22 protein-coding genes and 2 pseudogenes are annotated in these 23891 nt (G+C 63.9%); 15 read left to right on the forward strand and 9 right to left on the reverse strand.

Going from position 1 to position 23891, the window contains the following annotated elements; all coding sequences use genetic code 11:
* Positions 1-133 precede the first annotated feature (133 nt).
* Positions 134-862, reverse strand: coding sequence for a sugar phosphate isomerase/epimerase family protein (locus tag NGM68_RS01360; protein ID WP_252699873.1), 729 nt, complete (start codon positions 860-862; stop codon positions 134-136).
* A 276-nt stretch (positions 863-1138) separates the two neighbouring features.
* On the opposite strand from NGM68_RS01360, the gene NGM68_RS01365 reads away from it, so the two are divergent.
* Positions 1139-1312, forward strand: coding sequence for a hypothetical protein (locus NGM68_RS01365; RefSeq protein WP_252699874.1), 174 nt, complete (start codon positions 1139-1141; stop codon positions 1310-1312).
* Between the two features lie 31 nt (positions 1313-1343).
* Entirely contained in the window at positions 1344-2351 is a 1008-nt protein-coding gene (locus tag NGM68_RS01370; RefSeq protein ID WP_252699875.1) for a zinc-dependent alcohol dehydrogenase, read from the forward strand.
* Positions 2352-2535: 184 nt separating this feature from the next.
* Here the strand turns inward: NGM68_RS01370 and NGM68_RS01375 are convergent, their stop codons facing one another.
* The 4 genes from NGM68_RS01375 to NGM68_RS01390 form a co-directional block, all read right to left on the reverse strand.
* Positions 2536-3561 (reverse strand): Gfo/Idh/MocA family protein, encoded by a 1026-nt coding sequence (locus tag NGM68_RS01375; protein ID WP_252699876.1) that lies wholly within the window; start codon positions 3559-3561, stop codon positions 2536-2538.
* Entirely contained in the window at positions 3558-4535 is a 978-nt protein-coding gene (locus NGM68_RS01380) for a Gfo/Idh/MocA family protein (RefSeq protein WP_252699877.1), read from the reverse strand. Before NGM68_RS01380 ends, NGM68_RS01375 begins: the two co-directional genes overlap by 4 nt.
* A 70-nt stretch (positions 4536-4605) precedes the next feature.
* On the reverse strand, positions 4606-6120 hold the full coding sequence (locus NGM68_RS01385; protein WP_252699878.1) for an oligosaccharide flippase family protein: 1515 nt from the start codon (positions 6118-6120) through the stop codon (positions 4606-4608).
* Between the two features lie 84 nt (positions 6121-6204).
* Positions 6205-6903, reverse strand: a complete 699-nt coding sequence (locus tag NGM68_RS01390; RefSeq protein ID WP_252699879.1) for a PIG-L deacetylase family protein — start codon at positions 6901-6903, stop codon at positions 6205-6207.
* A gap of 166 nt (positions 6904-7069) precedes the next feature.
* Between NGM68_RS01390 and NGM68_RS01395 the strand changes: the two genes are divergently transcribed.
* Complete coding sequence (locus tag NGM68_RS01395) at positions 7070-7525, forward strand: universal stress protein (protein WP_252699880.1); 456 nt, start codon at positions 7070-7072, stop codon at positions 7523-7525.
* Positions 7526-7636: 111 nt separating this feature from the next.
* Entirely contained in the window at positions 7637-8344 is a 708-nt protein-coding gene (locus NGM68_RS01400) for an AAC(3) family N-acetyltransferase (RefSeq protein ID WP_252699881.1), read from the forward strand.
* A 108-nt stretch (positions 8345-8452) separates the two neighbouring features.
* Here NGM68_RS01400 and NGM68_RS01405 read toward each other — a convergent pair whose 3' ends face one another.
* Entirely contained in the window at positions 8453-9964 is a 1512-nt protein-coding gene (locus NGM68_RS01405; RefSeq protein WP_252699882.1) for a hypothetical protein, read from the reverse strand.
* Positions 9965-10219: 255 nt separating this feature from the next.
* Here NGM68_RS01405 and NGM68_RS01410 point away from each other — a divergent pair, with 255 nt between their 5' ends.
* The 5 genes and pseudogenes from NGM68_RS01410 (at position 10220) to NGM68_RS01430 (ending at position 13440) form a co-directional block, all read left to right on the forward strand.
* Entirely contained in the window at positions 10220-11692 is a 1473-nt protein-coding gene (locus NGM68_RS01410) for an arylsulfatase (RefSeq protein ID WP_252699883.1), read from the forward strand.
* 103 nt (positions 11693-11795) lie between these two features.
* Positions 11796-12593, forward strand: coding sequence for a sugar phosphate isomerase/epimerase family protein (locus NGM68_RS01415; protein WP_252699884.1), 798 nt, complete (start codon positions 11796-11798; stop codon positions 12591-12593).
* Positions 12590-12727 (forward strand): annotated as a pseudogene (locus NGM68_RS01420) (sulfatase-like hydrolase/transferase); the annotation flags it as partial. The gene NGM68_RS01415 and the pseudogene NGM68_RS01420, both read left to right, overlap by 4 nt.
* Positions 12728-12747: 20 nt before the next feature.
* On the forward strand, positions 12748-13086 hold the full coding sequence (locus tag NGM68_RS01425; RefSeq protein WP_252701462.1) for a hypothetical protein: 339 nt from the start codon (positions 12748-12750) through the stop codon (positions 13084-13086).
* Positions 13087-13131: 45 nt separating this feature from the next.
* A complete protein-coding gene (locus NGM68_RS01430; protein ID WP_252699885.1) occupies positions 13132-13440 on the forward strand; it encodes a HalOD1 output domain-containing protein in 309 nt (102 codons plus the stop codon).
* Positions 13441-13491: 51 nt separating this feature from the next.
* On the opposite strand, the gene NGM68_RS01435 is transcribed toward NGM68_RS01430, so the two are convergent.
* Complete coding sequence (locus tag NGM68_RS01435) at positions 13492-14580, reverse strand: aryl-sulfate sulfotransferase (protein ID WP_252699886.1); 1089 nt, start codon at positions 14578-14580, stop codon at positions 13492-13494.
* A gap of 241 nt (positions 14581-14821) precedes the next feature.
* Between NGM68_RS01435 and NGM68_RS01440 the strand changes: the two genes are divergently transcribed.
* The 6 genes from NGM68_RS01440 (at position 14822) to NGM68_RS01465 (ending at position 21586) form a co-directional block, all read left to right on the forward strand.
* The gene (locus NGM68_RS01440; RefSeq protein WP_252699887.1) at positions 14822-15382 is read left to right on the forward strand and encodes a hypothetical protein; all 561 of its coding nucleotides are present in this window, start codon (positions 14822-14824) and stop codon (positions 15380-15382) included.
* A 291-nt stretch (positions 15383-15673) separates the two neighbouring features.
* Positions 15674-16909 (forward strand): DegT/DnrJ/EryC1/StrS family aminotransferase, encoded by a 1236-nt coding sequence (locus tag NGM68_RS01445; RefSeq protein WP_252699888.1) that lies wholly within the window; start codon positions 15674-15676, stop codon positions 16907-16909.
* Between the two features lie 164 nt (positions 16910-17073).
* A complete protein-coding gene (locus tag NGM68_RS01450) occupies positions 17074-18414 on the forward strand; it encodes an aminotransferase class III-fold pyridoxal phosphate-dependent enzyme (RefSeq protein WP_252699889.1) in 1341 nt (446 codons plus the stop codon).
* Positions 18415-18691: 277 nt separating this feature from the next.
* Positions 18692-20038 carry a hypothetical protein gene (locus NGM68_RS01455; protein WP_252699890.1) on the forward strand — a complete coding sequence of 449 codons (1347 nt, stop codon included), beginning with the start codon at positions 18692-18694 and terminating at the stop codon, positions 20036-20038.
* Positions 20038-21138, forward strand: a complete 1101-nt coding sequence (locus NGM68_RS01460; RefSeq protein ID WP_252699891.1) for a DUF4432 family protein — start codon at positions 20038-20040, stop codon at positions 21136-21138. The genes NGM68_RS01455 and NGM68_RS01460 overlap by 1 nt, the downstream gene beginning before the upstream one ends.
* A gap of 100 nt (positions 21139-21238) precedes the next feature.
* Positions 21239-21586 carry a hypothetical protein gene (locus NGM68_RS01465; protein ID WP_252699892.1) on the forward strand — a complete coding sequence of 116 codons (348 nt, stop codon included), beginning with the start codon at positions 21239-21241 and terminating at the stop codon, positions 21584-21586.
* A 249-nt stretch (positions 21587-21835) separates the two neighbouring features.
* Here NGM68_RS01465 and NGM68_RS01470 read toward each other — a convergent pair.
* Together NGM68_RS01470 and recJ are read right to left on the reverse strand one after the other, a co-directional pair.
* Positions 21836-22300, reverse strand: a pseudogene (locus NGM68_RS01470) (IS630 family transposase); the annotation flags it as partial.
* Positions 22301-22377: 77 nt separating this feature from the next.
* Positions 22378-23880, reverse strand: a complete 1503-nt coding sequence (recJ, locus tag NGM68_RS01475; RefSeq protein WP_252699893.1) for a RecJ family nuclease — start codon at positions 23878-23880, stop codon at positions 22378-22380.
* Positions 23881-23891 lie beyond the last annotated feature (11 nt).

Below are 23891 nucleotides of genomic sequence, written 5' to 3' on the forward strand. Positions count from 1 at the left end.
AGCGCGCTCTGGACGGACGTCGGTGGACGCATCCTCGTGTGAGACGGCCGAGTTCCGCGGGTTCGCTGATTAGAATCCGTGTACGGGACACTTTCGCTGTCTCTCACCGAACGGTCGAAAAAGGAAATGGGTGCTAGTCGGTGGAATGAGCCGTTCCGGCAGCCGTCGAGTCGTCCGGCCCGTGGCACAACATCGACAACCTGGACTCAGCGTGGGCGAGCGAGTCCGTTGGGTCACTCGTTTTACTGTGTTCGTACACCATCCATTCGACGCCGGCCGCCCGGGCGGCCTCGACGCAGGCTTCCACGTCGAGTTCGCCTGCGCCGAGTTCGACGTTGACGGTCGCACCGGTTCCTGGGACGGAATCGGTGAGGTGGACGAGTTCGACGCGGTCAGTGTAGCGCTCGAGCATCCCGATCGGATTCACACCGGCGTACTGGGCGAGGCCGGTATCGATTTCGAGGGCAACATCGTCGTCGAGTGCGTCGACGAACACGTCGTACGCGAGTTCGCCGCCGATCCGTTCGAACTCGATCATATCGTTGTGGTAGACGAGGTCGAATCCATCCGCCGAGAGCCGCCTCGAGACCTGATTCATCCGATCTGCGAGTCGTTCGACGTCGGCGAACGAGGTGAACGCCTCGACGTTGCGATCCGCGACGATCAGTCGACGACAGCCGATGGTGTCGTAGGTGTCGACGACCGTTTCGTAGTCGTTTTCGAGGCGAGCGAGGTCGACGTGTGCCCCGATCGGTTCGAGGGACGATTGGACGAGCACATCGACGACGGTTTCAGGGGGCGTTTCGTCCAGACCGGCGAACTCGACGCCCTCGAGCGTCGTCGCACCGACTCTGGCGATCATTGCTGGAAGATCCTCGGAGAGAGACTCGAGCGTCTGTAGCTGTATCGCAGTACCAACCATACGTTCAGTCTGTAAGAGATAGTCTACCCATGATATAGGTGTTGCGCTCACCGAACGTCTCGAACACGCCTCCGGCGGTGGCGTCACCCAACGAAAACAGCTATATCGCTGTATTCGAGAGTACGTGATGTGCGTTTCCTCGGTCGTTCATCGAGGTGCGTTCACGCTCGCTGATACGCCATGAGTAATCCCGAATCGTCCGATCCGAAAGCACCAATGGGACCCTCGCCCGATCGCTTGACTGCGACCTCCGCCACTGCAGTGATGAACCGCCTCGACGTTCGCGGGGCCTTCCTCGAGTTCGTGGCCGAAACGGGTGGGCACGGACACACGACCGACATCCGAGGCGCGATCGCTGCTGCGGACGACGAGGCACAACACATCAACTGACTGGCACGCCCGCCAGTACGAACCAACCACTATGAGCACGAACCCAACCATCGTCTTCACCGACGTCGAATCGATAGCGATCGAAGAACGACCGATCCCCGAACCGGCAGCCGATCAGGTACTGATCCGGACAGAACGAACCCTCGTGAGTACCGGCACCGAGTTGACGGTGCTCTCCGGGGACGTCCCGCCCGGTTCCGACTGGGACGAGCACATCGAGTACCCGTTCACGCCGGGGTACAACAACGTCGGCACGGTCGTCGAAACCGGCGACGCGGTCGACGACGTCTCGGTGGGCGACCGCGTCGCGACGTACGGCTCACACGCGAAGTACGTCTGCACCGGTGCCGGTGCCTGCCGACCGATCCCCGACGACGTGAGCGACGAGGAGGCCGTCTTCTTCACCATCGCCGAAATCGTGATGAACGGCGTCCGCCGCAGCGACCTCACCTGGGGCGAATCGAGCGTCGTGTACGGACTCGGCTTGCTGGGTCAACTCGCAGCCAGGATCAGTCACGCGGCCGGAGCCCGTCCCGTCGTCGGCTTCGACGTCGCGTCCTCGAGGCTCGAACGCCTCCCCGACGAACCCGGAATCGTCGCCGGGAACCCCCTCGAGGCGGATCCGGAGAGCGTCGTCCGGGAGGCGTCGGGCGGCCAACTCGCCGACGTCGTCTTCGAAGTGACGGGCAACCCCGACGTGATCCCGGACGAGTTCGACGTCCTTCGCGACCAGGGCAAACTGGTCGTCCTGAGCAGTCCCCGCGGGGAGACGTCGATGGATTTTCACGATTACTGCAACCTTCCGAGTTACACGATCATCGGGGCACACAACTCGTCCCATCCGTCCGTCGCGACGCCGGAGAACCCGTGGACGCAGAAACGTCACGCCGACCTCTTCTTCGAGTACGTCGCCGACGGCTCCATCGACGTCGCTCACCTCGTCAGCCACGCCGAATCGTACGAACAGGCGCCGCGACTGTACGAGCAACTGCTCGAGGATCGCTCAGACGCGATGGGTGTCGTGCTCGAGTGGGAGTGAGAGGGGCTGTTGTGACGAGGGTTCGTCGGGTGCCCGCCACGGGGTCGGAGACCGACGATTTGCGACCGGCGATCGGCGGTAACTGACGACAACGACAGCACCGAGACGCCTCGAGCGACGGATTGCAGGGGATCGATTTACCGACCGAAACGAGACAGGTACAGAAAAGAGCCGGGCGTCCACCCTACCGGTAGTCCACGTCGACGGGTTCACTCCGCTCGGCCGACTCGTAGGCCGCCTCGACGACGGCGACGGCTTCGACGCCCGCTTCGCCCCGCGTTTCCGGCGCACGCCCGTCGCGCACGGCGTCCACGAAGTCCGAGACGAGGCCGCCGTTGGGGTCGCTTCCCCAGTAGACCGAAGCGATTCCGTCGCCGTCCGCGCGGCCGTCCGTATGTGTGAGTTTCTGGGCGAAGCAGTCCACGTCGATGGCCGCGTCGGTGCCGAGGAGACTGACGGTCGCGTCGCCCCAGAAGTCCCACGTCTCCGGCTTGCTCCAGGACCCGTCGAGAGAGAACTGCGTCCCGTCGGTGAGTGTCATCGAGAGGAGGTTCACGTCCTCGACCGGGATGTCGTGGAACCGCGACCCCGTCTCTGCGTAGACGGTCTCGACGCGTTCGCCGGTCAGCCAGTGTACCAGATCCACGATGTGCACCGTGTGATCCATCACGGCACCGCCGCCGGAGGCGTCCGGATCGACGAACCAATCGCCCGGCATTTTCCCCCGGTTCGTCCCGGTGATGCTCATGAGCGTGCCGATCTCACCCGCCTCGAGGGACGTTTTCGCCTCCCGGGCCGGCAGGCTGAACCGCAGCGGCATGGCGACCCCGAGGTGGACGTCTGCGTCGGCACACGCATCGACGATCGCTCGTGCGTCGTCGACTTCCGGGGCGAGCGGTTTCTCCGAGAGGACGTCGACGCCAGCCGCCGCGGCTCGTTCGATCCAGGATCGGTGCTCGACGTTCGTCGAACAGACGATGACGCCATCGACGCGGTCGAACAGCGCGTCGGACTCGAGGTACTCGACACCGTGTTCGTCGGTGAACGCGCGCCCCCGCGACTCGTCTCGGTCGGCGACGCCGACGAGGGTCGCTCCCTCGAGCGCCTCGAGCTGGGCGGCGTAGGCACCGGCGTGGAGATGGGCGGCCGAACAGATGCCGATGCGGACGTCCTCACCGTTTCGGTCGCCTCCACGAGCGGGGGCAGTCATGCGACCACCTCCTCGACCGCGACGGGCCGCCCTTCCGTCGCGGAGCGGTTCGCCGCGATCGACAGGCGGAGCGTCTCGATCGCATCTTGGGCAGTGACGGGAGGTTCGGTTCCCGTGCGAACGCTCTCGACGAACGCCTCGAGTTCGCGCTGGTAGCCGCCCGCGTCGACCGGGCTGGCGGTTTCGGTTCCGCCCGCGGTCATCGTCGTCACGGCGGCGTCGTTGCCGTCGTACTCGAGAAGTCCGTCGTCGCCGGCGATCTCGAGGGAGTGGGTGAGTTCCTGGCTCTCGGGCAGGCCCCACGACGCCTCGACGTAGCCGACGGCTCCGTCCTCGAACCGGAGGGTGACGTGGGCGTGTTCGCCGCCGTCCCAGATCGACCGGCGGGCGAAGACCCGGTCGACGTCGCCGACGACCCACCGGAGGTAATCGAGGTCGTGGATCGCCAGGTCGACCAGCACCCCTCCGCTGCGGTCGCGGTCGGCGTACCAGTTATCATGTCCCCACGAGGGGAACGGCGACAGCCGTCGAGCGCGAGCGACGCCCGGGGTGCCGATCCCGCCGTCGTCGACGACCCCCCGGATCCGCTCGTACTGTGGGAAAAACCGCAGGACGTGGCCGACCATGAGCGAGATCCCGCTTTCCTCGGCTACGTCCGCGATCGCGCGGGCGTCCTCGAGGGTGCCAGCGATCGGTTTCTCACAGAATGCGTCGACTCCGTGTTCGGCGGCTTGCTCGACGATCGGGCGGTGCGTCGGTGTCGGCGAACAGATGTCGATGGCGTCGACCGTCCCGTCCTCGAGCAGTTCATCGGCGGATGAATAGGTTGCCGCCTCGAGTCCTGTGCTGTCGACGAACTCGTCGGCCGTGCTCGGCGAGGCGACCGCGACGATGGTCGCGTCGTCGATACCTGCGTAGGCGTCGGCGTGGGTTTCGGCCATGAACCCGCTGCCAACGATACCAATGCGTACCATACCACACACATCGGACGAGGGGGTAAAAACTGTGCCGACGGACGACTATCGATCCCGTTTCGGTTCGGGGTTACCGCAGCGCGCGAATGCCGATAGCCGCGCCGAAAAACTCTCGATCGGCTCGTTCGATGCCGAGTAGCCAGATGAGGCCGCCGTAGGTCACCAGGCCGACGACGATACCCGCAGCGAGGAGCGGGATTCCCGAAAGCGGGAAGTGCAGTCCGTACATCGTCAGGCCGGCTCCAGCGCCGGCGGCAAGCGGCTTGAGAAACCCTCGCGTGTAGGGGTACAGTCCCTCGAGGTACCAGATCTCGAGAAGGCGGGCGACGTTGTTGAGGGCGCCGATGGTAGCGGTCGCGAGCGCTGCCCCGATCAGCCCGTACTCGAGGATGAAGTAGTAGTTGAGCACGACGTTGCAGACGCCGAAGACCCACTGGTTCGCGAGGAGGACGTACTGGTGGCCCGATATCATCAGGAGGTAGCCGCTCGGCCCGACCGCGTTGTTGAGCAGCTGGCTGGCCACGAAGAACGCGAGGACGGCCGCGCCAGCCGTGAACTCGGGGCCGAACAGGGCGAGGATCTCGGTTCGGTAGAGGGCAGCGACGAGCCCGAGAAAGAGCGAGCTCGTCAGCGTCCAACGCGTGACGATGCTGAAGACGCGATTGAGTTCCTCGAGATTCCCGTTGGAATAGAGCCGCGAGGCGACCGGCGGAAACAGCTGATTGAAGGCGGCGAGTGGCAACGACAACATCGCCGCGACGATGAGCGTGACGTTGTAGATCCCGACGGCGGTCGACGTGAGGAAAAACCCCACCATCAGGACGTCGATGCGACTTCGAAAGATCGCGCCGGTATCCTTCAACACCAGCGGGATCGAGAGGTTGTAGTACTCCCTGACGTCGCTGGCCGACCCCGCCGACCGACCGATCGACGGCCGGAGCGAGAGGCGCGTCAGCAGGAAGTAGATCCCGACGAGGAAGACGACGACACTGGCGACCACGAGCGCGGCCATGACGCCGTAAAACGAGAGGCCGAGGAGGAGGGCGAGACCGACGCCGAGCAGTCGCGAGACCGGTTTGAGAAACTGCAGGAGAAAGACCGAGTACTCGAGACGCTCGAGGCTCCTGAACGTCCCCGCCACGATCTGTACCATCGTGTCGAACACCAGGACGATCGCGAACAGGCGCAGGACGTCGACGAGTAACGGGTCGCCGAGGGTGTATCGGGTGACGACCGGGGCTGTGAGGTACAGGCCTGCCGCGACGACGAAACTCGCGACGAACGAGGTGGCGTAGGCGAGGCCGAGCATGAACCGCTGCTTTCGTTCGTCGTCTTCGTACTGGGGGACGTACTTGAGGATCGAGTTGGTCGATCCGAGGTTCGTAAAGACGAGCGCAATTGCGATCAGCGTGTTCGCGTAGGCGAACACCCCGTACATCGTCGAGGTGAGTGCCCGAGTGAGTACGAGGGTGAGGAGAAATTGGAGCGCGTCGAGGACTATTCGTCCGATAATAAACACGAGTGCGCCGCGGGAAATCGACTGGAGCGACGCGACGGCTACGTCGCGACTGCGTTCATCGCTCATCTGCTACCCGTCCGATTTCACCCGGCGTATAAATACGTGGCTATCCGGTCACTGTCGGCCGATCACTCGAGGAAGTCCTGCCGATCACTCGAGAAAGTCGACCGTGGTGTCGTGGAGTCGGGTGAACCCCTCGGCGTACGTCGCTCCTGCCTGTCGACCCAGGGTGTTCGCGGTCGCGCGCATGCTCTCGACGAAGTCGTCGAACTCGGCGTCGATGCCGCCGTGTTCCTCGAGCCAGGCGACCTGGGATTCGTGACAGAGGGCGGCCTCCTCTTTGATCTCCTGGAAGTCGGTAACGTCGACGATGACCGTCGGATCGAACGCGGATGTCGGCTTGCCGAAGTAGTAGACGTTGGTCGGATCACAGGGTGGGTGGTCGGTCTCGAGCAGCGGCAGTGACACCATGTAGTAGGCGTCGGTCACCAGTTTCGAGGTGACGCGGTGGTCGGGGTGCATGTCGTCGGCGAAGTGCGTGAGCACGATGTCGGGGGCGACCGACCGGATGCAGTCGACGAGGGCGAGCCGGTTCTCGAGGGAGTACGTCACCCGTCCGTCCTCGAAGTCGAGGAACGTCGTCTCTGCACCGAGTACCTCTGCAGCGCGGCGGGCTTCGTCCTCCCGGGTCGCGGCGAGTTCCGCCTCGCTGGTGTCGAAGCCGCCGTACTCTCCGCGGGTCATGTAGGCGATAGTGACGTCGTCGCCACGGTCGGCGTGTTTCGCGAGCGTTCCGCCACAGAAGATCTCGGCGTCGTCGGGGTGTGCAACGATAGCGAGTACCTGCATGTCTCTACGTCTGCCACTGGAGGACATAACGTTTCGGCCTCGAGGCACCAGTCGCTGCGTGCCGTAATCGCCGTTATGGTGCCCACACGTCGACGAACGCACGGAAATACCCCGCCTGTCGTGGTGGAACTGAACGTTTATCATCCTGTCCCCGAAAGTGACGGTTATGGAACGCGCACTGATCGTCCACGAGGAATCGCATTCCACGGAACCCCTCCTTCGGGAAGCTGCAACCCTCGCCGCAGGGGTCGATGCCGAACTCGTCATTCTCTCGCTGGTGACGCCCGAGGAACTCGACCAGGATCTCGAGACGCTCGAGACGATCGCCGACATCGAACACACGGACTACGGGGCCGACACCGTCCTCCAGTCGGCGGTCGTCGCGGCCAAGGATCACGCCGCCGACGTCATCGGGGACGTCGACGTCGAGTACACCGCCGTCGCGAGCATCGCCGACGACGGGGCGGCGAGAACAATCGTCGAGACGGCCGTGCAGAACGACTGCGACCACGTCTTCCTCGCCGGACGGAAACGCTCGCCGACCGGGAAGGTACTCTTTGGCGACGTCGCCCAGTCCGTGTTACTCAACTTCGAGGGCCGAGTGACTGTCGAACTGTCGTGACCGAGGTCACAAGATGACCGGCTATTCGTCCGGTCAGTCCAACCAATCCAATCAGTCCGACCAATCCGACCGACCCTCACCGTCGGCGATCTCGTCGACGATTTCCGTTCGATGGGCCTCGAGCGCGGCGACGAGCTCGTCGTCCACGGTTCGCTCTCGAGCATCGGCTGGGTCGAAGGCGGTGCCGAGACCGTCGTCGACGCGCTGTGCGCGGCCGTCGGCGACACCAGAACCGTCGTCGTCCCGACGTTCACTCCCTTCGTCGTCCGCGAGGAACCGTTCGACAGCGCGGAAACCCGCTCTCGAACCGGTGCGATAACCGAAGCGCTGCGGACGCGCGAGCACGCCGTCCGGAGCGATCATCCAACGCACTTCGTCTCGGCTCTCGGCCCGGCTGCTGAACCGCTGACGGACGGCCACGCACTCGAGCGTTCGCTGGGCCGCGATAGCCCGCTGGATCGCCTCGCTCGCCGCGGCGGGAAGATCCTCCTGCTGGGTGTCGGTCACGAACGCAATTCGACGATTCACATGGCCGAAGCGCTCGCCGACCTGCCGTACAAGACGGGCACCAACGAGGTGCTGATTCGTGGCGCGGACGACGCTATCAGAACGGTCGAGGCGGCGACGGTCGGCTGTGGGAAGGGGTTCTCGGCTTTCGAACCGGTTCTCGAGGAGGTGGGGCTCCTCACACGCGGTCGTATCGGTGAGGCCGACGCACAGGTACTTCCAGGAAAGGGGCTGCTCGAGGAACGTCCCGCGTTCGCACTGTGTGACGAGTCGGACTGTTGGTGGTGTCCTGAAGCGAAGCAAATGGTGTGAGCGCCACGCCAGCGAGATTGATTGGGCAGGTCGCTCGAAGGAACAGAGGGAACGATTCGGTCTGGAAGCCGGTGGAAACACGTACTCGTGCCACCGGTCGGAACCTCCTCAGGAGAGGTTGCGAACCGTCACGTCGCTCTCGTCGTCGGCGACGATCGCCTCGCCGGTGACGTCGATCGACGGATTGTTCACCATACCGGTGGCGTTCTGGAAGCTGATACCGTCCCGATCCGCGCCGGACTGGGTGACGCGGAGGTTGTTGACGGTCGCGTCACAGTTGCCGAGCAGGAGCGCCGATCCGGTACCGGCGTCGCCGGCAACGTGAACGTTGTTGAGCCTGACCTCGTCCCCGCCCTGGAGGTACCGGACGGCGTGTCGACCGTCGCGGTTGAGTTCGAACCGGCTGTTGACGACCTCGAGGGAGCCGTGGTGGCTCGCCTCCTCGAGGATCCCCTCCCCGTTGGGGTGGTCGTGGACGACGTCGATGTTCTCGTAGGTGCCGTCGAAACTGTGCCAGATCCAGCCAGCACGGCTGGTGATGGCCCCCCACGGCGTCGCAGGGATCTCCCCCTCCTCGGTGACGACGGTGCAGTCTTTCGCGTAACTGCCAGGCGACCCGAGACGGATCGCCGTGATGTTGTTGTTCTCGAAGTGGCAGTTCTCGACACGAACGGATCCTTCCTGACCGTTGTGCTGGCCGGGCGGTGAGGCGTAGATCGCGTTGTCCGAGAAGTTGGAAAACTCACAACTCTGAAAGAGTAGATCGCCAGCGTGGTGGAAGGTAACCCAGCAACCGCCCTTGCGGCTGAACGGCTGGACTCCGTCCGGAGCGCGGACGTTCTCAATGACGCCAGTTCCGTCCCGGCCGAATACGCCGGGTCCGACGCAGAACGGGTCGTCCAGTATGACGCTCGGGTCGTACTCCGGATCTTGCCAGTGGGGAGTTTCTACGTAGTCGCCCGTCACTTTCCCGTCGAAGTGAATGTCCTTGATGACTAACTGGTCGGATCCCTGTACGGTTATCCCAGATGAAGTGTCATCGACGGTCTGATCGACGGTGAAGTTTTCGATGCGAAGGTCTCGTCCCCAGAGCGTGAAAATCGGGTGTCGACCCCCTTCAGCCGGTCGGAGGATAGCATCTCCGTCACCCTCTCCGACGAGCGCCAACTTCCCGAGGAACTGCTGCTCTTCCGGGTGAGCAGGACTAATTCCCCACCGAGTAAAGCCGAAACCCCTCGCCCCGGCTTCGATCACGTATTCGCCTTCAGGGAAGATCACCTTGACACCGCCGTCGTCGAAGTCGATCTCGTCGATGGCCGGCATCGGCCAGCCCTGGGCTGGTGCATAGTGGCTGAAGTCGTACTCGACGTCGGCGGTCGCCGCCGCGAGCGCGTCGTTGATTGGCTCCGAACCCGTGTTGTCGGCACCGAGGTCGTCGACGACGTCGAGGACGACGTCGTACTCGTCGTCCGACGCCGCGACGCTTGGGACGCCGGCGGCACCGGCGAGGAGGCCGGCTCCGGCTAGCTGGAGGTACCTGCGCCGGTTTACCGTGGTGTGTTCGATCGTTCGAGAGTCGTCGCTCAAGCTGTGGTCGTGACTACTGTTGTCAAATGGCATGCGTGTCAGCAGTCACCACAAAGAAGATCCGCATAATAATACTATTTGAACTGTCCTGACATGATGTACCTTCACATGTGCTGACTTTATGTATGGCCGATAGAGCGTTGCCATATCCCGGCCCGAGCGCGTACGGACGGATCTCGATCGCATCGCCGTTGACCCCGACCGTCGACGCTGTGAGTGCGTCGACTCGAGGGGGGACTCGAACCGGAAGGACGTAGAATTATAAGTCTCGATTCAGTGGAGTGCAGTATGTCGAATCGACCGAACATCCTGTTTATCATGACGGATCAGCACCGCGGCGACTGCATCGGTGCCGATCCCGACTCGCCGCGAGATCGCGACGGGCGACCGCTCGTTCACACCCCCAACATCGACAACCTGATCGAGAACGGAGCGATGTTCACGCGAGCCTACACCCCTGCCCCTTCGTGTATCCCTGCGCGGCGCTCCCTGCTCACCGGCCAGACGCCGTTCACCAACGGGGCACCCGGCTGGGTAACCACCCCCTGGGAGTTCGAGCACACCCTCCCCCAGGAACTTCGCGACGCTGGTTACCAGACCAAACTCACCGGGAAGATTCACTCGATCCCGATCCGGAACCACGTCGGTTTCGAGGATATGGAGCAACACGAGGCGCTGTTCGCCCACCCGGACGACGACTACACGCGCTGGCTCGAGGCCGAGAGCGGCGGCAAGTACGAGGAACTCGGCACCGGGCTGGGTCGGAACTCCTGGGATCCGCGGCCGTGGCACCTCGAGGAGTACCACCACCCGACGAACTGGACGACGCGTCGGGCGCTCGAGTTCCTCGACCAGCGCGACGACACCCGGCCGTTCTTCCTCAACCTCTCGTACGTCCGCCCCCACACGCCGTTCGATCCGCCGCAGGTGTACTGGGACATGTACGTCGACCGGGAGACGCCGGAGCCGTACGTGGGCGACTGGATCGACGCCGAACACGGCGAGAAGATCCCCGACTACCCGGCGATCGACGCCTGGCTCGCCGACCTCCCGCCGACCATCGTCCATCGGGCTCGAGCCGCGTACTACGGGCTCATCACCCACATCGACCACCAGATAAAGCGCGTCTTCGACAAACTCCGCACCATCGGCGAACTCGAGAACACGTTCGTCGTTTTCCTGTCGGATCACGGCGAGATGCTCGGCGACCACCACATGTGGCGAAAGACCTACGCCTACGAGGGGTCGGCCCGGGTGCCGCTTCTCCTGCAGTTCCCCGAGTCGATGGAACTCCCGCGAAAACGGATCGTCGGCCAACCCGTCGGCCTCGAGGACGTGATGCCGACGCTGCTGTCGGTGGCCGGCGTCGACGTCCCGGAGACCGTCGAAGGACGGAACCTGCTCGACCTCGTCGAAGAGCCGGATCGCGAGGACTGGCGGGAGTGGTACCACGGCGAACACGCCGCCGGCAGCTACGACCCCGAGAACGGTACCCAGTACCTGATCGACGAGCAGTTCAAGTACGTCTGGAATCCCGTGACCGGCAGCGAACTCCTCTTCGACCTCGCAGCCGACCCCGGCGAGGAACGCGACCTCTCCGACGATGGGGATCACGCCGGCGAACTCGAGCGTGCTCGAGACGCGATGGTCGAACGGCTCTCGAGTCGACCCGAGGGGTTCGTCGAGGATGGGGAACTCGTCCCGACCGACGCGGGCCCGGACGACGTCGGCGACCCGGACGATTGCAGCACGAGTAGCTGATCGCCCTCTCGACGTTCCGATCTTTTCCCAAAATCTCGCTCTCGAACGGCACGAGCGCCACCTCGAGCAAAAGGACTTTATCCCGCCTCGTCTCCTGTGTGCTATGGTACGCACAGCCATTCAGCTGTTTACACTGAAAGACGTCGACGAACCGGTCTGGCGACTCATCGACCGCGTCGGCGAGTCGACCTTCGACGGCGTCGAACTGTACGGGGCCAACGTCGACGACCTCGACGACGCAGACCTCGAGCGAGCGAAGATGGCACTGGACGAGGCCGACCTGTCGGTCGCCGGCTGTCACTTCCGCGCCGAAGAGATCGAGGACGAGTTCGACGATATCGTGCACGTCTGTGACGCGCTCGAGATTCCGAATCTCGTCGTTCCGACCTACGACGGGGACGCGTTCTCCTCGGTCGACGGGATCGAGGCCGCCGCTGATCGCCTCGGTACGATCGCCGCCGATCTCGCCGAGCACGACGTCGACTTGCTCTATCACAATCACACGTTCGAGTTCGACGAGGTCGAGACTGACGACGGCTCCCAGGTCGCGTTCGAGGCGTTCGTCGACCGCGCCGACGGCCGGTTCGGGTTCGAGCCCGACGTTGGCCTCGCGAGCCGCGCCGGCTACGACCCCATCGACCTGCTCGAGTACACTGCGGGCCAGGCACCGCTGGTTCACCTCACCGACACCGTGCCGGAGGACGACTACCTGCTCCACGCCGACGTTGGCGAGGGGGCGGTCGACCTCGACGCCTGTGTTCGCGCCGCGGGCGACACCGGCGCCGAGTGGCTCGTCTGTGAGAACGGTCGGACGGACGACGGCCTCGCGTCGCTCAAACACGGTAGCGAGACGTTCGCCGACTTCCGCGCTCGTCTCGAGTCGTCGCCACGGAGCCGATGACCGACACCCCCTCGAAGATTCTCTACGTCGACACCGACTCGCTCCGGCCGGATCACCTGGGCTGTTACGGCTACGAGCGGGACACTTCGCCGGTGATCGACGACCTAGCGTCGGCGGGGATGCGATTTACGAACTATTACGCGACGGACGCCCCGTGTCTTCCCTCCCGGACGGCACTGTTCTCCTCCCGGTTCGTATCCACACCGGCACGATACATCTCGGCGGACTCACGGCCGACACGCGGCCGCTCGGCGACCACCGAACCTTTCGGAACCTCGACGGTTGGAAATCGTGGATGCAGGCGTTCCGTCAGGAGGGGTACTACACGACGTCGATCAGCCCGTTCGTCCAGCGCCACCAGGCCTGGTCGGTCGCGGCAGGCCGACCGGGCACGCGAACTCGAGCGCTGCTACGGCTGATCCTCTCTTCTCACACCCAAGTTTCGCCCCCTCACACGAGTATCGATGGTCTCGGAGACCGTTCCGAAAAGTGACCATAGATTGATGTGGTGGTAGTATGAACACGAAGGTTGATTCGGATGGATTCGCCCCGAAGAAACAATGGTAGTGGTGGGAGTGAACGGCCGTTCGAGTACGGTTTCAAAGAACACACCTCGGTGAGTGTCGCGATCGTCGAAGCGATCGCTGCAGTCGAACGCGTTGCGCCGACGACGACGCCGAAAGAACTCGGCTTCACGCTGTACGACTACATTGACACCGATGCACTCGACGCGCTCTTCGACGGTCAGCAGGTGTCCGAGTGCCTCGAGGTCGAGTTCGATGTTGACTGTTACGAGATCCGCGTCGAGGGCTCCGGCCGAATTCTCGTCTCGACGGGCGAACGCTAAGACGATCGAGGAATCGATAAAAGTCGCGTGTCTCTCGAGCACGCCGGCCGCTCAGTTCGACTCGAGCAGCGGTTCGACGTACTCTGGGGAGTAGCGCAGACAGCGATAGACGTTCCCTATCGACCCCTCCTCGTTGAACGGGCTGACGAAGTCCCAGACGACCTCGCCGTCGGGCGTGACCTCGAAGAGGTGGGCCTTCGTTCCCTCACAGATCAGCGTGTTGCCGTTCGGGAGTCGCTGGGCCCCGGAGATGAACGGCGCGTAGAAGTCCTCCTTCGGCGAGCCGGTGTACTCCCAGACGATCTCCTCGCTGAGCGGGTCGAGTTCGATCACGCGCGACCAGCCCCGCTCGGTGCCGTTGTCGAAAATGAGCAGATTGCCGTTCTCGAGCATGTAGGGGAGGTGCTGGCCGTCGAGTTCGCTGGGCCCCCACGCCCAGACGATTTCGCCGCTGGGGTAGTCGATGACGCCGATGACGTCGACGCTCCGGTAGGAGAAGACGATGTTCCCCGGTTCGAAGCGGACGGGGCCGTCTCCCTCGAGTTCTTTCCGGTAGGTGTCGTTCTCGGGGATGAGCTGGAGCGTGTTGTTGTGGGCCCAGTCGAAGGAGTAGTCGTTCTCGATGCGGTCTTCGACGAAGGCCCACTCGTCGTCGGGGAGAAGTTCCCGGATCTCGTCGACGTGATCCTCGCCGAACCACTCCCAGTGGAGGTTCTTCTCCCGGTCGATCTCGACGATGTAGGGGTTGCGCTTCAGCTCCGGCCCGAGGTCGGGCACCATGTTGTCGGTGATGGTGTGACACATGAGATGGCCGTTGTCCATCACCTGATAGTCGTGGTCGATCCGGCAGTGGTACGACCAGACGACGTTGCTGTCTGGGTCGAGTTCCCGGAGGCCGGCCTGGGAGAGATCGGATCGATCACGTGTCGGGTAGAGGAGGTTGCCGTTCGGGAGCAGCCGGGTGTGTGACTGCACGGCGGTTTCGACCTCCCAGCGGTGGACTGGCTCGCCGTCCATGTCGACGAGGTATACCTTCCCCTTTCCGTCGGGGGCCTCCTCGGGAAACTGGTACGTTTCGTTGAAGAGCGTGTAGCCCTCGTAGTACTGCTCGGCGTCTGCAATTGTAACTCCTGATGGCATGCGTGCTACCGTGTTAGCCGTTCCCAGCCCAGTGTGATAAGCGTATTCCTCCGGCTTGTCGATTCCGTCTCGGGCGTTCGATCGTTCTACATGTTCGGGTCGTTCGATGCGATTAGCCCGTTCACCGTTCATTGTACTCTCGAGTCCCGAACGTGGCTAACGAGTCCGTTCAGCACGCTCGAGCACTGAACGATTTCCGGGAGGAAAACCCTTATCAGGTACTGTCTGGGAGATGCATACAATGGGACGAGTTCGCCTTACCCGTCGCCAGTATAGCGTCGCAATCACCTCCGGTCTCGTCGCCGCGCTTGCCGGCTGTCTCGACGGAGACGATGCGGACGACGACCTCGAGCCAGCGGACGACGATGACGCCGTCGACGACGATCAGGAGGACGAGACCGATGGTACAGATTCGGACGACGAGCAGGATGCGGACGACCAGGACTCCGATGACGATGCGGCGGCCGACGAAAACGACTACGGCGCGGTCGGTGAACTCACCGTCATCCTCGAGAACGAAGACGGCGATCCCGTCTCGGACGGCGTCGAGGTGCAGGTCATGCACGACGAGGAGGGCGTCGGTGTCGTTACCGAGGAAATCATCGACGGCGTCGCCCAGGTCGAACTGGTCGAATCTGGCCCCTACACCGTCCGTGCGGAGAGCCTCACCGACGAGTTCGAATCGGTCGAGGAGGGCATCGAGGTCGAGGGCGACGAAGAGATCACGCTGGTTCTCGAGGGTGCGGCGGGTGACGAGGACGTGGATGAGGACGACGGCGAGGAAGAGGACGACGGGGAGTAACTCCAGTGCGCTCCGCGTAGCGTCGGTCACGGGGAGTTCGCTCGATCGGTGATCGACCCAGAGCTAGACCGCTCGAGCGGACTGACTCGCGGGCCAGTTTTTCGATTCACCCTTTCGCCACGTTCGTCCGTTCCCGTCTCCACTACGACCACTACCGTGTCCGCTTCGTCCGTTCCCGTATCCGGTTCGCCCGCTCCCGCCCCGCCAATCGGTGTGACCGATGGACTCATGTACCAGACCACGTATGTAGCAAGTGATCTAGCACCCCATCGACGGGGTGTCTCAGCACCAATGACCAGGTTAGCACTCAACGGCGGCCCCGAGGCGGCCGCGGGGCTCGATATTCCGCGGTGGCCTCAATGTACGGACACGAGCAAAGAATACGTTCTCGATGCCCTCGAGTCGGAGAAGTGGTGTCGAATCATCGACGGGGCGGACTGGGTCGACCGGTTCGAATCCGAGTTCGCCGACTATCACGACGCCGAACACGCGATCGCCGTGAGCAACGGGACGGTCGCGATCGAACTCGCGTTGCGCGCGTCCGGATTGCAACCCGGTGACGAAGTCCTCGTCCCGGCGTACACCTTCATCGCCACCGCAAGCGCGGTCGCCTGTATGGGCGGCGTTCCGAAGTTCGTCGACGTCGACCCCAACACGTTCAACATCGATCCCGAGTCCGTCCGGGAGAACGTTACCGATCGGACGGTCGGGATCGTCGGCGTTCACTTCGGCGGCTATCCGATGGACATGGACGAACTACTGCCGATTGTCGAGGAACACGGCCTGTTCCTCATCGAGGATTCGGCTCACGCGCAGGGCTCCGAGTGGCGCGGACAGCGGGTCGGCACGTTCGGCGACTTCGGCACGTTCTCCTTCCAGCAGTCGAAGTCCCTGCCGGCCGGCGAGGGTGGTATCGTCGTCACCGACGACGACGTCCTCGCCGAGGAGGCTTCGCTCGTCCACAACATCGGCCGCCCCGTGGGCGCGGGATACAAACACACCATGCTCGCGTCGAACTACCGGCTGCCGGAGCTACAGGGGGCGCTTCTCTGTTCGCAACTCGAGAAACTCCCCGACGAAAACCGCCGTCGCCAGGAAAACGAGGAGCGCCTCGTCTCGGAACTCGACGTGATCGACGGTATCCACACGCTACGGAGAGACGACCGAATCACGAACCGCGGCTACTGCGTGTACAACTTCCGCTACGACGCGGACGCGTTCGACGGCCTGTCGCGCGATCGGTTCCTCGAGGCCCTCAGAGCCGAGGGCGTGCCGGCCAGTCCGGGATACGGGCTCCCCCTCTACAAACAGCCTGCCTTCTCTCGCGAACAACTCGGGACGCTCGTGCCGCCGGACACCGAGATTCCGGTCAACCGGCACCTCCATCTCCCCGGCGTCGAGGAGATCATGGAGACGAACGTCAGGCTCTCCCACACCGCGCTCCTCGCGGAGGGTGAGACGATCAACGCCATCCCGCGAGCGATCCGCAAGATACAGGAGAACGTCGATCAGTTGCTCGAGTCCTGATGGTGATTGGTCGGTTTTGTCGAGCACCGATGATACCGGTTATCGAGCCGTGACGTCACCGGCTCCCGATCCGTCACCAGCCGTCAGTATCGAACACTGTAGATCACTATCACGCGCCGTGTGAACGAAGCACTTATCATGCCGCGGTGTCACTCGTCTGTGTAATGTCCAGCGGTTCACCGTTAGTGTCCACTGATCGGTCGATCACCGAATCGAGACGCCTCGTCGAACGCGCCTCGAAGGTCATCCCGGAGGCGACCCAGACCGGGAGCAAACGCCCTACGCAGTTCGTCCAGGGCGTTTCGCCCACCCACATCGTACGTGGGGAAGGAAGTCGGCTGTGGGACGCCGACGGCAACGAATACGTCGACTGTAACGCCGCGCTCGGCCCGATTCTCCTCGGCCACAACTACCCGGCGGTGACCGACGCGGTGAAAGCCCAACTCGACGACGGGACGATGTTCAGCATGGAACACCCACTCCACGTCGAGGTCGCCGAACTGTTCACCGAGGTCGTCCCCTGTGCGGAGATGGTTCGTTTCGCCAAGAGCGGCAACGACGTCACCGCCCTCGCGGCGAAGGTCGCTCGAGCGTCCACCGACCGGGACGTCGTCGCCACGCAGGGCTACCACGGCTGGCCCGATGTCTGGATGGGGAACAAGCCGGGGCTCAACGCCGGGGTTCCCGACGTGGTCGGCGAGTACACCGAGGAGTTCGCGTACAACGACATCGAGAGCGTCGAGCGAATCTTCGAGGCACACCCCGATGACGTCGCTGCAATCGTGACGACGCCAGTGAACCTCGAGATGCCCGAGGACGGTTTTCTCGAGGAGCTTCGAGAACTCGCCGACCGGGAGGGAGCACTGCTCGTCTTCGACGAAGTGCTAACCGGGTTCCGGTTCGCCCTCGGCGGCGCCCAGGAGTACTTCGGCGTGACCCCCGACCTCGCGTGTTTCGCGAAGGGGATGGCCAACGGCTATCCGATCTCCGCACTCGCCGGGAAGCGAGAGTACATGGAGGTTCTGAGCCGTGGCGACTTCTTCTACTCGATGACCTACGCCGGCGAGGCGGCGTCGCTGGCGGCGACGAAGGCGTCGATTACCGTCCAGCGCGAGGAGAACGTTCACGACCACATCTTTACCGTGGGCGAGACGCTCATCAACGGCTACAACGAACTCGCCGCCGAACTGGATCTCGGCGATGTCACGCAAGCGAAGGGGCTCCCACCGCGGTTCGTCGTTCAGTTCACGGACGACGAGGGCAACCACGACCAGCTCGTCCGGAGCCTCTTCATGCAGGAGGCCCACAAACGGGGCGTCCTCTACACCGGCGGGCACATTCCGACGTACAGCCACACCGACGAGGACGTCGAGTGGATCCTCGACGCCTACCACGAGGCCCTCGAAATCGTGGGGGACGCTCTCGAGAACGACGACGTCGCCTACAGACTCGAGGGTGAACCAGTCGGCGCGACGCTGCGTCAGCGAACCGGCGAAAACGACTGATACGGAACAGACTGGCGGATTTTTTGTGACCCGTATGGGCAGCAGTGCTCGTTCGAGCGGTTAGAGACACGAGTGAACGGGTGGCTCGAGTGCCGATCGATCGGCTCGAGTCATCGGTGGTTTGGCGCTGACAACGGTCGACCGGATAGTCGCTCACACCGGACACTTGAGCGGGACGACGAAGCGCCGACGGCCGACCACCGTTCATCGTGATCCGGGCCCGATCACCGGCACGTACGTAGGTTTATTAACCGCGACGTCAGACGAGTGGATACGAATGGCAACCGCTGACGAACAGCCACGCGGAGACGACAGTGGGTCGGACGGAGGCGACGAGAGCGCCCCCGAACGACGCTGTGACGGAGGACGCACCCTCGGGACACGTGAACACGAGTGGCGGGTCGGCACTGCAACCGTACCGATCACGCCCAATGAAGACGAGCCCCATCGACTCATCGGATTCGGCGCCCGCGAGGGTCACATGGACGGCGTCGAACACGACATCTACGCGCGAGCGGTCGCGTTCGAGGACGGCACCGGACGACGGATGGTTCTCGTATCCTACGAACTGCTGTTCGTGTTCGAAACGCAGCGTGCGCTCCTCGAGCGCGAGTGTGCCGAACGCTGGGATCTCGAACCCGAAGCGCTCCTCATCAATCCCAGTCACACCCACTACGGCCCGGACTACGACGTTCACGAGGAAGGGCTCGAGGAGGACTACGACCGGGACGACGACCTCGTCGCCGCCTACCGCGAGTTCGTCGACGAGCGACTGCTCGAGGTGATCGGCGCGGCGCTCGACGACCTCGAACCGGCCTCGCTCGCCTCCCACCGGGCGAAACTCGCCATTGCGATGAACCGTCGCCGCCCGCTGGAAGGCGGGATCGGATTCGATCCCACGCCCGACGGGCCGGTCGACCACGACCTGCCGGTGCTCACCGCTAAAACGGAAGGCGGCGAGGTGAAGGCGCTGCTGTTCGGCTACGCCTGTCACCCGACGGTCGGGATGGCGTTCTGTAACGAGGTCAACGGCGACTGGCCGGGGTACGCGATGTCGATCCTCGAGGAGGCCTACCCGGAGGCGACGGCCGTCTTCGTGATCGGCTGTGCGGGCGATCAGAAGGCCTACCCGCAGGGGAGTCGCGAACTCGTCCGCCAGCACGCCCGAACGGCGGCGACGGCGGTCGAACGCGCGCTCGTGACCGAACCGCGGCCGGTTCGCGGGCCGTTAAAACTCGCGGCGGGAGGCGTCAACCTCGACGTCGAGAATCCCATCGAGGACGACGACGGAACCCAGATCGGGATGGAGGTAACTGACCACCGGCCGTACCCCATCCAGGCCGTCGGCTTCGGCACCGACCTCACCCTGCTCTCGTTGTCCGGGGAGGTCGTCGCCGACACCTCGCTTCGACTGAAGGACACGCTCGAACCGCCGCTGTGGGTGGCCGGCTACGCGAACAACACGGGGTATCTGCCGACGAAACGAATCCTGGCCGAGGGCGGATACGAATCCTGGCAGTCCTTCGAGGACGGCCACTACGCGCCGTCGACCGCCGAGCGAATCCACAACAAGGCAGTTTCGCTCGCCGAACGCGTTGGGGCACAGCGGAGGGAGCGACCGTAATGTCCTCGAAAGACCGGCGCGGTACCCGCTACCGCACGGAACCGGGCCCACGCGTTTCGACCGATTTCACCTACCGCGGAATCGACGCCGCGATCCTCGAGAACGAAGCGCTTCGCGTGATGGTGTTGACCGGCAAGGGAGGCGACCTGGTCGAGTTCCGTGACAAGCGGACGGACGTCGACGTCCTCTGGCGAACGCCGCACAAGTGGACGGCCCCGAGCGACCGGTACGTCCCGTCGACGAATACGACCTGGAACGAACACTATCCGGGCGGCTGGCAAGTGAACCTCCCGATCGCCGGCGACGGGATGGAGATCGACGGCAGCAGCTACGGCCAGCACGGCGAGAGCGCTCTCCTCCCGTGGGACGCCGAGGTCGTCCGTGACGACGGCGAGGCCGTGACGCTCCGGCTCACCGTCGAACTCGTCCGGTATCCCTTCTTCGTCGAGCGTGAGTTGACGCTGCGGGCCGGCGAGTCGAGCCTCCACATCGACGAGTCGGTGACTAACCTCGGCGGGGTGTCACTCGAGTACGTCTGGCAACAACACGTCACGCTGGGGGAACCGCTACTCTCGCCGGCCGCACGGCTCGATCTACCCGAGGCGACCGGTATCAACGCACCGTACGGGGACGGCTTCCCGAACGCGCGACTCGAAGGAGACGTGGCCTACGAGTGGCCCCACTCCCCGGGCGCGGACGGTGGCACCGTCGACCTGCGGGACATTCCGCCGCGGTCGGCGACGGTTCACGACCAGTCCTACGCGATCGATCTGTCCGAGGGCTGGTATGCACTGACCAATCCGGAACTCGATTTGGGATTCGGTCTGCAGTTCCCACACGAGACGTTCGACTGCCTGTGGTACTGGCAACCCTTTGGCGGCTACCACGAGTCACCGTGGTTCAACCGCACCTACAACGTCGGCCTCGAGCCGACGACGCGTTATCCGGGCGACACACTCCCCGGCGACCTCGGATCGAACGACCCCCGAGACGTTCTCGATCCCGGCGAAACCGTCGACGCCTCGTTCACCGCCGTCACCTACGACGGCCTCGAGGAAGTGACCGGCGTCTCGCCCGACGGCACAGTCGAGGGTCGATAGCGGAGCCGGTACATCGTTTTCTCACCACGAGGGCACCCCACGTCCGTCGATCGCTACCGAACGCGAAAGTTAATGCCGCCGGGTCGGTTTGTACCGTCCAATGAAACGGTATGAAACGGATCTTCGGGACGACGTCCTCTTCCTCGAGACCGACGAGGGCTGGATCGAGGTCGGATCGATGGCCGACATCTGCGAACTCGTCGGCGGGGAGACCTACACGCTCGAGTACGACGAGCACCAGCGGACGGTGTCGTGGCTGGACACGGACGAGGACGGGACGCTGACGTTCGACGTCCGTGAAACCCTGGCCGAGATGAGCTACGACCGGGAGTTCGTCGCCAACATCGAATCGATCGACGCCGACGCCACCGACGGGGAATACCCGCTTCGGGCGTCGGTGTTCGCGGATCTGATGACGACCATCTGGGATTCGAAAGGCGATCTGTAGCGTACGGGTACCTGGACGAAATTTCGCAGTATTCGACTCCGAATATTCAAAAGTAACTACCCATCCCGAACGAGAGCGCCGAACGGTGGTGATTCGAGGGGCCGGTTCGACCCGACGTCACCAGAGCAGGCGAACCTGGAACGTATCCTCTCGAATTGCCATTCATTATTCAAGTATGATATACTCCATAGTCAGACACTCCGACTACCGCAGCACCCACGCCCCGTCGCCAACCGTCCGCTCGCCGGGTTCGCTCGAGGCATCCTCCGTGGTTTCCGCTGGTGAACGCCGATACCGCAATCCGGACTCCTTCAGAAAGCGCCGACAGCTCGGGATCGAGTACTCGACGTCGTAAGTCTCCTGGATCCAGTTCTGAAGGAGCGCAGGCGTCCACGCCAGTTCTTCGTAGCCGACGTCGGTCGGCGGTTCCCGAACAGTTCGTTCGAGTATTTCCTGTTGTTCGCCGGAGAGTTTTCGAGGCCTTCCGGATCGATGACTATCGTACACGGCCTGCTCGAGCGACGCCGCATCGAGTCGCGTGAGCCAGCTGTAGATGGTTCGCCGTTCGACGCCGTACCACTCGGCGAGTTCGGTCTGTGTCACTCCGTTTTTGTACGCGATGGCGGCCAACAACCGTTGCGTCGGTTTCTTCCCCTCGACGGCGTCGAGGGCGGCTTGCAGTTGTTCGACGGTAATGTCCTCGAGGTGATCCATCACCTGTGGTAGAATCTGTGAGTAAAAAGTTTTAATGGAAAAGATCGGTGGTCGGGCTCCGCATCGTCGTGTACTGCTTACGAAAGCTGCTCGCCGACGATCTCGTCTGCGAGTTCGATGAACGCCTCCTCCTGCCCTTTCGGTACCGTCGCCCCGGCAGCAACGTCGTGACCGCCGCCATCGCCGCCGACGGCCCGGGAGGCCTCCCCCATCACGACCGAAAGGTCGAGCCCCTCGCGGACGAGGCTGTGGGTGCCGCGAGCGGAGACTTTCACCTCCTCGTCGTTCTTGTCGGCGAAAGCCAGGATCGGCATTCGCCTGCTGATGCCGGCGTTGCCGACGGCCATGCCGGCCACGATACCGACGATCGTCTCCCGAATCCGGTCGCCCGCGTGGAACCACTGGACGTGATCTTCTTTCGTGACGCCCTCCTCGGTGACCAGATCGATGCCGTTCGAGAGGTTTCGGCGGTGTTCCCGAAGGAGCTGGCGGGCGCGCTCGAGCGCCCCTTCGCGATTGCCGAGACAGACGCTCAGCCCGACGTCTGCGCGCTCGTATCGGGCGGTGGCGTTCAACAGCGTGGAGAACTCGCTGGCGTCCCGGAGTTCGGTGCCGACGGGTTCGGCCGCGAGGACGTAGCTCGTCCCGACGAGGTCGTCGATTTTGTGGGCGGGAACCCCGCTCGTTACGGCCTTCTTGACCAGCGCGCTCGCGACGACCTGTTTCTCCTCGCTTGTGAGGTCGGCCCAGCAGCGCCAGTCGCCGTCGCGGCGCAACTCGAGGTCGAGGCCGTCGAGGAACCGAAGGGAACCGTTCCCGTCGTTGGAGATGCCGGGTATGTTGACGTCGCTGGCATACTCGAGCAGTTTCGGGAGCGGACGGGTCTGTTTCCCGTAGAGTGCGAGGTCGGTGGCCGTCTCGAGAACGCCGGCCTCGACGCCGTCCTCGACGATGGACGCGTTGGCACCGTGGAGCTCGCCTCCCGAGGCTTGCATGTCGCCGACGGCCCCGACGACGGCGAGAGCTGCCAGGTCGCGGTTGTCCGACCGGGCGGTCGTCGCGACGGTGCCACCGTCGGGTACTGTTTCTCTCTCGTTGGCCGTTGAACTGCTTCCGCCTTCGGACTCGCCCTCAGACTCGGCCTCCGCCAGCGCTCGAGCGAGGACGTAACTCGCGCCCGCCCCGGAGAGTTCGGACGCGCCGTTGATCCCGAACAGGAGCGGGTTGAGGTGGAGGTCGGTGTCCGTCTCGGCGGGCTGGTGGTGATCGGCGATGACCGGGGTGAAGTCGCCCGCCGCCTCGTACTCGCCAATGACGTCGAGCTGGCCGCTGCCGAAGTCGGTGAACAGGACGGTGTCGTAGTCAGTGTCGGCGATGGCCGCGATGGCGTCCTCGTCGAGCTGTTTTTCGAAGACGGTTTCGAACGGGAGGCCCGCTCGCTCGAGCGCGCTGGCGGCGATCGCGGCGCTCGTCAGTCCGTCGGCGTCAATGTGGGAGGCGAGGAGGACGCGGTCACTGGCGAGCAGGTGCTCGGCGCAGGCGGTCGCACGTTCCTCGAGGGCTGGAATTGGGCCTGCCATCGGTCTTGGCT

The organism is Natronosalvus vescus (assembly GCF_023973145.1).
Lineage (GTDB): Archaea > Halobacteriota > Halobacteria > Halobacteriales > Natrialbaceae > Natronosalvus > Natronosalvus vescus.